The organism is Paenibacillus artemisiicola (assembly GCF_017652985.1).
Classification (GTDB): domain Bacteria; phylum Bacillota; class Bacilli; order Paenibacillales; family Paenibacillaceae; genus Paenibacillus_Z; species Paenibacillus_Z artemisiicola.
Genome location: NZ_JAGGDJ010000002.1, coordinates 204,085 through 217,106 on the forward strand (window position 1 = coordinate 204,085; position 13,022 = coordinate 217,106).

At 58.3% G+C, this 13,022-nt stretch carries 12 protein-coding genes; 9 read left to right on the top strand and 3 right to left on the bottom strand.

The window, feature by feature from the left end:
• The first annotated feature begins 16 nt into the window (after positions 1-16).
• Genes I8J29_RS04190 through I8J29_RS04205 form a run of 4 tightly spaced genes read left to right on the top strand, consistent with a single transcriptional unit; the run spans position 17 to position 3,381 of the window.
• Complete coding sequence (locus I8J29_RS04190) at positions 17-1,105, top strand: mandelate racemase/muconate lactonizing enzyme family protein (protein ID WP_208846416.1); 1,089 nt, start codon at positions 17-19, stop codon at positions 1,103-1,105.
• Between the two features lie 17 nt (positions 1,106-1,122).
• Positions 1,123-2,208, top strand: coding sequence for an amidohydrolase family protein (locus I8J29_RS04195; RefSeq protein ID WP_208846417.1), 1,086 nt, complete (start codon positions 1,123-1,125; stop codon positions 2,206-2,208).
• A gap of 14 nt (positions 2,209-2,222) precedes the next feature.
• Positions 2,223-2,621 carry a Rieske (2Fe-2S) protein gene (locus I8J29_RS04200; RefSeq protein ID WP_208846418.1) on the top strand — a complete coding sequence of 133 codons (399 nt, stop codon included), beginning with the start codon at positions 2,223-2,225 and terminating at the stop codon, positions 2,619-2,621.
• A gap of 13 nt (positions 2,622-2,634) precedes the next feature.
• Positions 2,635-3,381, top strand: a complete 747-nt coding sequence (locus I8J29_RS04205; RefSeq protein ID WP_208846419.1) for a DUF899 family protein — start codon at positions 2,635-2,637, stop codon at positions 3,379-3,381.
• Between the two features lie 198 nt (positions 3,382-3,579).
• On the opposite strand, the gene I8J29_RS04210 is transcribed toward I8J29_RS04205, so the two are convergent.
• Together I8J29_RS04210 and I8J29_RS04215 are read right to left on the bottom strand one after the other, a co-directional pair.
• Complete coding sequence (locus I8J29_RS04210) at positions 3,580-4,866, bottom strand: galactokinase (protein ID WP_208846420.1); 1,287 nt, start codon at positions 4,864-4,866, stop codon at positions 3,580-3,582.
• A gap of 211 nt (positions 4,867-5,077) precedes the next feature.
• Complete coding sequence (locus I8J29_RS04215) at positions 5,078-6,256, bottom strand: MFS transporter (protein ID WP_208846421.1); 1,179 nt, start codon at positions 6,254-6,256, stop codon at positions 5,078-5,080.
• Positions 6,257-6,384: 128 nt separating this feature from the next.
• Between I8J29_RS04215 and I8J29_RS04220 the strand changes: the two genes are divergently transcribed.
• The 3 genes from I8J29_RS04220 to ilvN all read left to right on the top strand — a co-directional run bounded on the left by I8J29_RS04220 (position 6,385) and on the right by ilvN (position 9,850).
• Complete coding sequence (locus I8J29_RS04220; protein WP_208846422.1) at positions 6,385-7,272, top strand: LysR family transcriptional regulator; 888 nt, start codon at positions 6,385-6,387, stop codon at positions 7,270-7,272.
• 320 nt (positions 7,273-7,592) lie between these two features.
• Positions 7,593-9,338, top strand: a complete 1,746-nt coding sequence (ilvB, locus tag I8J29_RS04225) for a biosynthetic-type acetolactate synthase large subunit (protein ID WP_208846423.1) — start codon at positions 7,593-7,595, stop codon at positions 9,336-9,338.
• Complete coding sequence (gene ilvN / locus I8J29_RS04230; RefSeq protein WP_208846424.1) at positions 9,335-9,850, top strand: acetolactate synthase small subunit; 516 nt, start codon at positions 9,335-9,337, stop codon at positions 9,848-9,850. The genes ilvB and ilvN overlap by 4 nt, the downstream gene beginning before the upstream one ends.
• Before the next feature lie 52 nt (positions 9,851-9,902).
• Here the strand turns inward: ilvN and I8J29_RS04235 are convergent, their stop codons facing one another.
• The gene (locus I8J29_RS04235) at positions 9,903-10,814 is read right to left on the bottom strand and encodes a hypothetical protein (RefSeq protein ID WP_208846425.1); all 912 of its coding nucleotides are present in this window, start codon (positions 10,812-10,814) and stop codon (positions 9,903-9,905) included.
• Positions 10,815-11,049: 235 nt separating this feature from the next.
• Between I8J29_RS04235 and I8J29_RS04240 the strand changes: the two genes are divergently transcribed.
• Together I8J29_RS04240 and I8J29_RS04245 are read left to right on the top strand one after the other, a co-directional pair.
• On the top strand, positions 11,050-11,589 hold the full coding sequence (locus tag I8J29_RS04240) for an NAD(P)H-dependent oxidoreductase (protein ID WP_208846426.1): 540 nt from the start codon (positions 11,050-11,052) through the stop codon (positions 11,587-11,589).
• Between the two features lie 467 nt (positions 11,590-12,056).
• Positions 12,057-12,971, top strand: coding sequence for a LysR family transcriptional regulator (locus I8J29_RS04245; protein WP_208846427.1), 915 nt, complete (start codon positions 12,057-12,059; stop codon positions 12,969-12,971).
• Positions 12,972-13,022 lie beyond the last annotated feature (51 nt).

The window sequence follows — 13,022 nt, forward strand, 5'->3', positions numbered from 1 at the left end:
GTAAGGAGGCAAAGCCGTGAAGATCACCAACATGACCACGTTTCTTTTTCCTTGGGGCAGTTTGTTCGTCAAATTGGAAACGGACGAAGGGATTAGCGGATGGGGGGAATGCTCGCCCATGGGCGGACACGTCCTGCAGGCCATGGCCGTGCACGCCTTGAAGCCGCACGTGATTGGCGGAAACCCGTTCGACGTGGAGGTGCTATGGCAGAAGATGCTGCTGGCGCCTTATAAACTCGGCCCATCCGGCGCGCAATTGGAAGCGATTTCGGGGATCGATCTCGCGATGTGGGACATTATCGGCAAAGCGACGAACAAGCCGGTCTATCAGCTGCAGGGCGGGCGATTCCGGGATCGGGTGAACATCTATTACAGCTATGGCTGGGACGGCAAAGCGACGGCCGACGACGTGGCCCGCATCATGAGCGCCCAGGTGGAGAACGGGTTCACGGTCCTGAAACTGCGCATGAATTACGGGCCGCTGCGGGGCGAGACCGCGAACGATCCCGCGATTCCGATGATGAAAGCGATCCGCGCCGCGGTAGGCGACGAGGTGAAAATCGGCTTCGACGCGAACAACGGCTACACCGCGCACAAAGCCATTCAGATCGGGCGTTATCTCGAAGAGCATGTCGGACTGGCCTGGTTCGAGGAACCGACGCCGCAATACGACTACTTGGCCATGGCGCAGGTCGCGGACGCGCTCGATACCCCGGTCAGCGCGGGAGAGCATGAATACACGCTCTGGCAGTTCCGCGATCTCATCCTGCAGGGCAAGGCGGACATTATTCAGCCGGACTTGGTCAAGTGCGGCGGACTCACGGAAGCCAAAAAAATCGCCGCCTTGTGCGAAGCGTGGAGCAAGCCGATCGTCGTGCACAACACCCAGCCGACCATCGGAACGGCCGCCAGCCTGCACTTCTGCGCGTCCGTCTCCAACGCCATGTACCATCAGGAGTTCACCGGGCATAACGAGAAGCTGTCGGCGCTCTTTCACAATCAATTGGAATTCAAGGACGGGTACCTGTTCGTGCCGGACGGTCCGGGGCTCGGCTTGGAGGTCAACGAGGACAAGGTGCGGGAAACGGCCGTTTCAATCATGTAAGGGAGGCGAACGAAACGATGGAGCAGCAGACGGAAACCACGATCGAACCGAGGAAGACGCGGACGGGCATCATCGACTGCGACGTGCATCCCTACCCGAGAAACGCGGAGGAGATCCGTTCCTACATGAAGCAGCCGTGGCGGGAACGCTATAACGGTGGCGGGCGCGGCTTTTACGGCAATCCCGTCCACGGCGACCGCCTGGACGCAAGACCGCCGCAAGGAGGTCCGTCGGGCTCCGATCCGGAGCTGCTTCGCAAGCAGCTCATCGACGAGTACGGACATGCCTATGCGATTCTTATGCCGCGCGCGTTTTGCAACCTGCACCCCGACCCCGATTTCGGCAACGCCATCGCGGCGGCTTATAACGATTGGCTCGCGGATACCTGGTTGAGCAAATACAATGCGGACGGCGTATTCAAAGGCTCCATCACGGTGAACACGCAGGACCCGCAAGCCGCCGCGCGCGAAATCGAGCGGTGGGCGGGCCATCCGCATTTCGTCCAGGTCATGACCGACTCCGGCGCCCGCGCCCCGTTCGGACAGCGGCAGTTCTATCCGATCTACGAGGCATGCGAGAAATTCGGCCTGCCGTTCGCCATTCACCCCGGAACCGACGGAATGGGCATCAACGTGCAGCCGACCCCGGGGTATCCGACCCATTACATCGAGTGGCACACCTGTCTGTCGCTCGGGTTCCAGGCGCATCTGGTCAGCTTTCTGACGGAAGGCGTGTTCGAGCGGTTTCCGGGCTTTAAGATCGTCCTCGTCGAAGGCGGCGTCTCGTGGCTGGCTCCCTTGATGTGGCGGCTGGACGCCGAATATAAAGCGCTCCGGTACGAAGTCCCGTGGCTGAAACGCAAACCGAGCGAATACTTGCGCGATCACGTGCGGATTACGTCGCAGCCGCTGGAACGGCCGGACAACGACGCCCACTTGCTGCAAATCTTCGAGATGATGGACGCCGAGCATATCCTCATGTTTTCCAGCGATTATCCGCATTGGGATTTCGATTCCCCGACCCGCGCGTTTCCGAAGCTGCCGGAGCCGCTGCGGCGCCGGATCTTTTTCGACAACGCGCACGAGCTGTACAAGCTTGATTAAAGGAGGCGATCAGCATGGGAAGCCATGTCGTTGGAGCAGTCGCCGACTTCCCGGCGGGAACGAGAAGAACGTTGGTCGTGGAGGGACGCCCGATCGGCGTATTTAACGTGCACGGCACGTATTACGCGCTCAAAAACAGCTGCCCGCATCAGGGCGCGCCGCTCTGCGTCGGTACCGTAACCGGCATGACCCTTCCGTCGGCGCCGGGCGAGTACGTATACGGCCGGGACGGCGAGATCGTGCGCTGTCCGTGGCACGGCTGGGAATTCGACATTACGACCGGCAAATCGATCTTCGACCCGCACAAATGTCTGGTCAAGACTTATGATGTGACGATCGAAGCCGAGTCGTCGCCGGAAGTGGAGACGTATCCCGTCACCGTCGAATCCGGCACGATCGTCGTGCACATGTAGGAGGAGGAGGCACATGAATCCAACCGACAACAAGTCCGCGCAGCCCGCCGTGGTCGACCGGGCCGCTTGGCAGGCCGAATTGGATGCGCTGCGCATCCGGGAGAAAGCGCATACGCGCGAAGGCGACGCCATCGCGGCAGCCCGCCGGCGGCTCCCGATGGTCGAGACGGACGCGACCGCCCCGCTGATCGGCAAGGAAGGCGCGGTCACGCTGCTCGACGCGTTCGAAGGCCGCCGCCAGCTGATCGCGTACTATCATATGTGGCATGCCGGCAAGACCGCCGCGCGGCAGTGCGAGGGCTGTACCTTCTCGACGACCCATATCAGCGAGCTGTCCTATCTGCATTCGCGGGACGTGAGCTACGCAACGTTCTGCCAAGGGCCGTACGAGGAGAGCTCGCGGTACCGCGACTTCATGGGCTGGACGGTTCCTTGGTATTCGGTACCGCCGGGTTCCGTGGACCGGCTGATCGCAAACCGGCACTTCGGGATCCTGGTCAGTTATCTCCGGGACGGCGACAAGGTCTACGAGACGTACTGGACCACCGGCCGCGGCAACGAGCCGATGGCAACGTCGTACGGATTGCTCGACCTGACCGTCTACGGCCGGCAGGAACTCTGGGAGGATTCGCCCGAGGGCTGGCCGCGGCATTGGGACGCCAAGGGCGGGCAATTTCGGCTGGACGGCCGCCCGACCGCCCAGTGGTCCCGCCTCGCCGCCGGACGTTCCGACGATCTTGGCACCCCGGCGAACGACTAACGCTTGACCTTGACCAAACCTTGACTTAGGCCGCGTTCATCGCGGCTTATTTGGTTGACAAACGTCGGAAATAACGCTTCGATTGGGAAACGTTAATCAGGAATCGCGTTCAATAAAACGGCAGCCGATCGGAGGATCGGCTGCCGTTCTTATCAGTATAGAGGGATACAATAGAAGCGCGTTACATAACCCGCGAACCTACGCGAAGGTATTCAAGCAGACCGCGCCGATCTCGCGCACGCGGATCTTGAACAGTTCCGTGCCGGTCGTACGTTCGATCAGCTCCCGGTACTCCGCGACCGCCGCATGCGGCAGCACGGCCAGAATGACGCCGGCGAAGCCGCCGCCGTGCACGCGGCAGGCGCCGTCGCCCAGCCGGTCGATGAACCGTTCGGTGATGGCGAGCGTCAGCGCAATCCCTTGTTCGCGGGACGCCGATTCTTGGTAAACGTTCTGCAGCCATTTCCACGAGGAATTCCCGGAAGCGGTGATATCCTTCAGCACGTCCTGCCACTGGCCGGCCTTGATCGCGTCGACCTGACGGTCGACGCGGTCGGTTTCGTCCAGGAAATGCAGCGCCCGCAGCACCGCTCGGTCTCCCGCCGTTTCGCGAAGCTCAGCGAGCCGGCCATAGATCATCTCCGCCGTCACATCGCGGCATACCTCGACGCCGAAGGCTTGCGCCACCGCCCGCATCTCGTTCGGAATCGACGCGTAATCGTTCGTCAGGTCCGCATGGTTGCCGCCGGTGCCGACGATGACCAGGCTGTAGCCCGCGGCTTCGAAGGTACCCGGAATCCGCTCGATCCGAGGCTCCGCCGGCTCCTTGAAGTCGATGGTGATCATGCCGCCGTACGAGCAGGCCATCTGGTCCAGCATCCCCGACGGCTTGTTCCAATACAGATTCTCGGCATGCTTGCCGATGCGCGACATCATGACCGCATCCAGCTCGCCGTTATTGTATAACGTGCTCAGTATTTGGCAAATCAGAATTTCGAAAGAGGCGGAGGAGCTGAGACCCGACGCCGGAAGAACGGTGCTGCCGACGCTGGCGTTGAAGCCGCCGATCCGGTACCCGTGCTGACGGAAGCCGTGCGCGATCCCGCGGATTAACGCGGCCGTTCCGCTCTCGCCGGCCTGCGGCTCCAGGTCATCCAGACGGATGACCGAGATGCCCGGATACCCTTCGGAAACGACGGTAATGACCCCGGTGTCCACGGCCGCCGCAGCCGCAATCGTATCCAACTGAATGCTGGCCGCCAGCACCTTCCCATGGTTATGGTCCGTATGATTGCCGCCGATCTCCGTGCGTCCCGGCGCGCTGAAGTAGCTCAGTGCCGCGGTCTGGCCGTATTGCGCTTGGTAGCTGTCCATCGCCCTGCGATATCGCTGGACCTGCTGCTTTTGTTCTTCGCTGCCGTACATCTGCTCCAGCAACCGTCGTACCCGTGCCGATTCAAAAAGCTGCTCGAATGATTCGATCATCTTGCCTGTTCCTCCCGGTTCGAATGAAATAAGTAGTCGGTATCATGTCCATTGTACCGAAAGAAAGCGTTCGCCGATAGGCTATTTATGAAAGCCATTAAAGAAAGCCATTAACGAAAGCTATTCCTGAAACACCGGTACAGCCCTTTAATAAAAAGCGAAAAACCACCGCCGGAGCGGTGGTTTCTGCGTTCATCCCGTTTGGCAGCCGCTATGACGCGGACTTGACGGCTTGCGCGCCGAGGAGTCGCCGCGACAGCAGCAGGGCAAAGGCCAGATAGACGATCATGATAAACCCATATAACAGGACATAGCCGCCTATCCGGTAGAACAGACTGCCGACGATCGGGCTGCAAGCCATCCCCATATAGCGAAAAAGGTTGTACGCTCCTACGGCCGTCGCGCGGTTCTTCGTGAACGCGCCGGTCAGCAGCGTCGTCTGCACCGGGAGCGAGAGCCCGAGGAATAACCCGAATAAGATAATGCCGGCCAGCAGCCAAGGCAATGAGATCGAATAGACGACGAGGAAAATCAACAACGAAATCGCATTCAGATAGCTCGTCAGCACGACCAGCTTTTCGCCTTCGATCCGTGCCTGGATCTTCCCGCCCACGTAACTGCCGACCACGATGCCAAGCGACATCGGCAGAAAGACCAGTCCCTTCTGCTCGGCCGACAAGCCGTAGCGATCGGTTAAAATGTTCGGGAGGAAGACAAGAAAATAGTAAAACGAGTAATACTGAAGAAACCCCAGGTAAATGATCGACGATCCGATGCGATGCTGAAGAATCGACGCAAAATCCCGCAGCTGAAAGCGGCCCGCTTGAATGTTGTCGGGCTTCGTTTCCTTCAAGAAGACGTAGTTGAATACCAGCACGAGCATCCCCGTTGCCGCCAGCGCGAGAAACACGGAGTGGAAATCGAACACGCCGCTAAGGAAGCCGCCGACCACCGGCCCGAGCACGGGGCCGAGCGACACCAGCATTTGAAAGGTGCCCATCGCTTCGCCGCGTTCTTTGCCTTCGAACAAATCGCTGATGACCGTAACGGCCACGACGGAACCCGCAGCGATGCCGATCGCCTGCAGCGCGCGGAAGACCAGGAGCAGGGCGATCGTTCCGGAGAAGAAACAGCCGACCGAAGCGACCACGTACAGCGCGATGCCCAGCAGCATGACCTTGCGGCGCCCCTTGATGTCCGTGAGCGGACCATAGATCATCTGCATGATGGCCAAAAAAAAGGTAAACACGGAGATCGTCAAATTGACGACGAAAGAGGTGGAATGAAGCTGACTCGCAACCTCGGGCAATACAGGGGTATAGATGGTCTGCGTGAACGGACCGAAAAAAGCGGCGAAGGCGACCAGATAAACAATGAATTTACGATTCATGATGAACATTCCTCATTTCTCGTTCCCGAAATCTCGTAACGTCATCATAATCGATCGCGTTTATTTATTCCAACGCATTTCATGTTATATTCTTATTAACCGGAAGGAATGAATGGGGGCGTGCGCACGTGGAACTTCTTCAGCTGCACTATTTTCTCGCGGTAGCCCGGTCGGAGCATGTGACCGAAGCCGCCCGTCGTCTGCACGTGACGCAATCGTCGTTAAGCAAGACGATTCAACGCCTGGAAGACGATCTCGGCGTCTTGCTGTTCGATCGTATCGGCAGAAGGCTGCAATTGAACGATTACGGCAGAAGATACCTGCGCCGGGTGGAACGGGCCTTGTTCGAACTGGACCAAGGCCGGCTGGAGCTGAACGATCTATCCAGCCCGGATCACGGCACGCTCGAATTGGGCGTCACGAGCGCAAGCGTATTGCACTACATCCTTCGGAACTTTCGCCAGAAGCGGCCTCATATTCAATTTCACGTGCAAATGCTGACGACGCAGGAAATGATCGCGCTTCTGGAGAGAGGCGAAGTGGATTATTGTTTGTCCTCGCCGCCGATCGAACGGGATGACATCGAATGCCGCATCGTGTATATCGACCCCATCCTTGTCGCCGTACCGAGAGGGCATCGGCTGGCGGATCGCGGCAGCGTTGCCTTGGCGGAGTTGAGGGAGGAATGGTTCGTCGGGGTAAAGGCCGGCTACGGGACGCGCGATTTAATGGACGAGGTATGCAGATCGGTTGGATTCGCGCCGCATTATGTATACGAGGGGGATGAACCGGCGAGGCTGGTCAATCTCGTGGAAGCCGAAATCGGGATCGCGTTCATCCCAAGCACGGCAAGGAACGATCGGGCCCAGATCAAATACCTTCAGATCGAGACGCACGAAGTGGTACGGGAGATCGCGTTATTGTGGCACAAGAGCCGATACATATCGCCGGCCGCTCGGGAGTTTCGCGAGGTGGTATTCGATTATTTCGAGGCCTTGAAGGGACAAACGAAGTAGATCCTTCATTCGCGCGCGGCAGGAGGCATCGCATGAACTAGGCTGCGCGATTCAAGCCTCCTGCGAATGCTGCCGATGATCCAACCATTCTTCTATTACTCGCCTCCTCGAAGCTTCGACTCTCGCAGCCCCGTACATGCGCGATGCCCGACGACGGAAACGGTCTTCCGAACGATCGGCTCAGCCTATCAGGCTCATAGAAATTGCGATATTGATCCGAAAATTCAAATTACATACAATGAGGCAACGGCAAATGTTCCTTGATCGACGGGTCCGTTCAATCGCGGTAGAGGCGAATGCTGACAGGGGGAGGAAAAAACATGATCGTCACCGAAAGGCGCGGCACAAAGCAAGAGAGCATGCAAAAGCTCTTGAACAACGATTGGATTACCGGCTCGGAGGCTCTGCTCCGAAGCTTGCTGATTGAAGGCGTGGACTGCGTGTTCGGCATTCCGGGCGGAAGCGTGCTTCATATCTACGACGCCATTCACGATCTCCCGGACTTCGCGCATGTGTTGACGCGGCATGAACAGGGGGCCATCCACGCCGCGGACGGCTATGCGCGGGCAACGGGGAAAGTGGGCGTTTGCTTCGCGACGTCGGGACCGGGAGCGACGAATCTCGTCACGGGCATCGCCACGGCCCACATGGACTCCGTTCCGCTGGTCGTGATTACCGGCAATGTCGCAACGCCGCTCATCGGTACGGATGCGTTCCAAGAAGCGGACATCACGGGGATTACGATGCCGATCTCGAAGCACAATTATTTGGTTCGCGATGTCAACGAGCTGCCGAGGATCGTCCATGAAGCCTTTTATCTCGCTTCCACCGGGCGAAAGGGGCCGGTCGTGATCGATATTCCGAAGGACGTGACAAGCCAGACGGCGAGGTTCGATTACCCGACGGGCACGCCGCGCATTCGGGGCTATGAGCCGGAGACGATTCCGGATCGGGGCCAGGTCGGCAAATTGATCCAAGCGATCGCGGAAGCGGAACGTCCGGTTATTCTGGCGGGCGCGGGCGTCATCCATTCCGGCGCGTCCCTGGAATTGCTCGAATTCGCCGGCAAGACGCGAATTCCCGTTACGACGACGCTGCTTGGACTGGGCGGCTTCCCCAGCGCGCATGAATTATGGCTGGGCATGCCGGGGATGCATGGCACGTATGCGGCGAACAAAGCGCTGCAGAATTGCGATCTGCTGATCGGCATCGGCGCGCGCTTCGATGACAGGGTCACGATGAAGACGAGCGGTTTTGCGCCGAAGGCGAAGACGATCGCGCATATCGATATCGATCCGGCGGAGATCGGCAAGATCGTAGCGACGGCGATCCCGTGCGTCGGCGACGTAAAATCCGTCCTTCGGTTGGCGAACGCGGCTGCGAAACCGGCGAGATCGGATGCGTGGCTTGCGGAGATCCAAGACAACAAGCTGCGTTATCCGCTTCGGTACGCGGACTCGGAAGCCGTATTGAAGCCGCAATACGTCATGGAAATGATCAGCGAAACGACCGGCGGCAAAGCGATCGTCACGACGGACGTCGGCCAGCATCAAATGTGGGCCGCCCAGTTTTACCGGTATTCGGAGCCGCGTTCGCTGATTACCTCGGGCGGCCTGGGCACGATGGGGTTCGGGCTGCCTTCCGCGATCGGGGCGCAGGTCGGCCGGCCGGATCGCCTCGTGGTGTCCGTGAACGGCGACGGCGGGATGCAGATGTGCGCGCAGGAGCTGGCGATATGCGCGATCTACCGGATCCCCGTGAAGATCGTGATCTTGAACAACCAGGTTCTCGGCATGATCCGGCAATGGCAGGAGCTCATCTACGATAACCGGTTAAGCCATATGGACCTCTCGGGAAGCCCGGATTTCGTCAAGCTCGCCGAAGCCTACGGCGTGACCGGACTTCGGGCGACGAATAAGGCGGAGGCGCAAGAGGCGTGGAAGCGGGCGCTGGAACTTCCGGGTCCCGTGCTGATTGATTTTCAGATCAGTCAAGAGGAGAACGTGTACCCGATGGTTACGCCGGGCTCCACGATCGACGACATGATTATGGGGGATGAAGCATGAAGCGGCATACGATTTCCGTCCTTGTCAACGACCACCCCGGCGTGCTGCAGCGGGTTGCCGGATTGTTCGGCCGCCGCGGGTTCAACATCGACAGCATCACGGTCGGCGAGTCGGAAGAAGCCGGCTTGTCCCGCATGGTCATCGTGACCACCGGAGACGACAAACGGCTCGAGCAAGTGAACAAGCAGCTTCATAAGCTGATCGACGTCATCCGCATCGCGGAGGTCAGCGCGTCGCCGTTCGTCGAGCGCGAGCTGGCGCTTATCCGCGTCAGCGCCGATGCCCGGCTGCGGCCGGATCTATTCGGAATCGTGGAGGCGTTCCGCGCCTCGATCGTCGATATCGGGGCGGACACGATGATCATCCAGGCGGTGGGCGATCAAGAGAAGATCGATTCGTTCATTGGTCTCCTTCGGCCCTATGGCATCTTGGAACTGACGCGAACCGGCTTAACGGCCATGAGCCGCGAAGAAGCCGTCAACGGCATACCGCCTCTAGCGGAGATAGGTTGAGCCGAGCGCTACGTGTAATCGCGATAAAAGAGGCAGCCGCAAGGCTGCCTTTTTATTCGTTCAACGCCGCCGCTCGCGAATGGCGAATCCGGCGATTCGCGGCGGAGATGCACATCAAGGCGCCCGTCGTGACGAAGACGCCTGCCGGAAACCACCATGATCCCCAGGCGGGGTAAATAAGGGGCATCAACGATACGCCGAACGCGACGGGAACGGGCGTCTTGCACGCGATGCAGATCAAGAGCGTGATGAAGACGTTGATGACGCCGACCGTAATGATCGAATCGGCGAACAGGCGATACACGCCGACGGAGAGAAGGGCCGTAATCGTTAAGACGGCCAATCGAGGCGGAATGAGCTTCCAAGTAAAGTTCGAATGAAACACCTCGAAGATGAGGGCAAATACGGGCGGGACGATCAGCGCTTCAAATCCGGTCGCGGCCACGATGCCCATCCATAGCATTAATAGAAGCGTGATGATCACCGTATCGGCGACGTTGCGGAATTTCACCGGATCCTTCGACGCCTTTTCGGGCGTGCGAACGGCGTACGCGGCCCACATGATGACGAACGAAAAGACCGCCGTCGATAGCGCGAACACGTAATCATGCAAGCCGATAAAGATCGGCAGCAGGGCAGCCGGGATCGTCGGTCCGAATTGGACGCGGAATAGATGCATCAGGATGACGATGATCGCTAGGCCGATCCATAATTTGATCAACGGCGCCAGGGATGCATAATTCAAGGAAGTGCCGATGAAGGCTCCCAACGTAGGCGAGAGCCACAAGTGAAGGGGGTTCTTGATCCAGTGCGGGACCCGGAATACGATGACGCCCATCGCCATGCCCGCGATTTCAGGGAACAGCACGTCCCGCTGATCGAGCAGCACCGAGCCGGCCAGCATGACAACGACGAGCAGATAGGCCCACAAAAATCTTCTGGTCTGCAGCATATTCCAAGCCAATGTCCGATCTCCTTTACGCAGCCGCTTTGATGGGATCACGTTATTCAATGAATCAGGGAGAGGCGGGATGATTTCGCTTCTTCGGCCTTGACGGATGTAGTATCCGCTCGAAGCTGGAACTTATGCGCAGCGGTGCCACATCATTCGCGCAGGCCGGCGGTGGAGGCAAAACCGGATATCGGGGCAGGCTAACGAGGTAAAAAATCAATTAATCTTCAGGATTGGAGACGAATCGATGAAAATCATGGTCATTATTACGCATCCGAACATGGAGACGTCCCGCGTCAATAAGGCATGGCGCGAAGAATTGCAAAAGCACGGCGAGATCACGGTCCACGAATTGTACGCGGCCTATCCGGACGAGAAAATCGACGTGGCCCGGGAGCAGCAGCTAATCGAGAGCCACGACCGCATTATTTTTCAATATCCGATGTATTGGTACAGCACGCCGCCGCTGCTCAAGAAGTGGTTCGATGAAGTCCTGCTGTACGGCTGGGCATACGGATCGGACGCCAGCAAGACGGCCGGCAAGGAGATCGGCGTCGCCATCTCGACGTACGGCACGGAAGCGTCTTACCAATCCACCGGATTCAACCGGTTCACGCTTCAAGAACTTCTCCGCCCGGTCGAAGCGCTGGCGCATTTCATCAGCGCGGACTATCTGCCTCATTTCGCGTTAAGCGATACGTCCAACCTGACGGACGAACGGCTTGCGCAGAGCAAGAAGGACTATATGCAGCATATCCTCGGCGTAAAGTCGCCGGCGGTCCGCTGACCGGCGATTCACGATGACGAACGGCTCGGCAGACATACGGGCAGGTTCTTCCACCGGAAATAAACAGACGATTGGAACCGCGATTATCGCGGTTTTTTTCGATTTGATTTTGTTTTGGGTTACGCATGCGCGCTTCATGACCGGCCTCGTTAGAAGTAATTCTAAACGCATCGGCGACGCGTTGTAAAATACGGAATCCTGATACGTAGTATCGCTGCCGGTGATAGTAAAATACTGGATGCCATCCGCGCTTTGATAGAAGAAAACTATGATCGTGATAGAAAAAGAGGCATTGATCGATGAAGAACGATTTCGTTATAGTTGCGTTGTTCGAAACCGAGGCGACTCCCGGGGGAAGCCCAAGTAAATAATCGCGCTGGACATGAGGGGAAACTAAGCCAACGGACGGGATGGGCATTAGCTTGGATATTGCGCTTCACGACAACGAAGAGAAAGGGGGGACCCGAATGGAATTGCGGCAGCTGGAATCCTTCATCACGACATCGGAGGAACTGCACTTTACGAGGGCTTCCGTGAAGCTGGGCATTACCCAGCCCTCCTTGAGCCATCAGATCAAGACGCTTGAAGACGAGCTCGGCGTCTTGCTGTTCGATCGCATCGGCAAAAAAATCGCGTTGACCGAGGCGGGAATGATTTTGTTCCGGCACTGCAAGCTGGCGTTCGGCAATTTAGCGAGCGCCGTCGACGAAATTCACGAGCTTCAGCAGATCGAGCGGGGAACTTTGACGGTCGGCGCGCTGCCCGGAGAATTGAACCAATTGGTATCGTCCTTGCTGCTTGATTTCCATCAGAGATACCCCAAAGTCCGGATTAAACTCATCGGCGACGAAGATATCGTCAACCAGGTTCTGCAAAACGAGTTGGACGTCGCCTTGACGATCTTTCCGGTCGAGGACGATCGCGTGCGAACGATTCCGCTCTATCGGGAAAACTTCTATTTCGTGGCGGCTTCGGATCATCCGTATGCGGGCCGTTCGGCCATTAATTTCGAGGACATTCTGAAGGTTCCGATCGTCATGTTTCCCGAAACGCACCGGTGCCGCCAATTGATCGACACGACGTGCACGGAGGCCGGCCGCAAGCTCGTCCCCTTGATCGAGACAACGACGATCGAATCGTTGTTCAAGCTCGTACGTTCGGGCGCGGGAGGGACGATCTTATCGAGGACGCTCTTCGACATGTACGATTACGACGATTTGTTCCGCATTCCGATCCAGAATCCCGCGCTGTCGAGGGAAGTCGGGATTGCGTATCACCGGGACAAGTATATGGGCAAAGCCGCCCTTGGGTTCATCGATCTGATTACGGCTCACGTGAAGGAATTGAAGCAGGAAGCCGCGCCGTCGTACGGGGGGAATTAACCGTCCGCGCAGCGGTCTTCCTCGATTTATCATTGTTCTGGTCTATGGTTT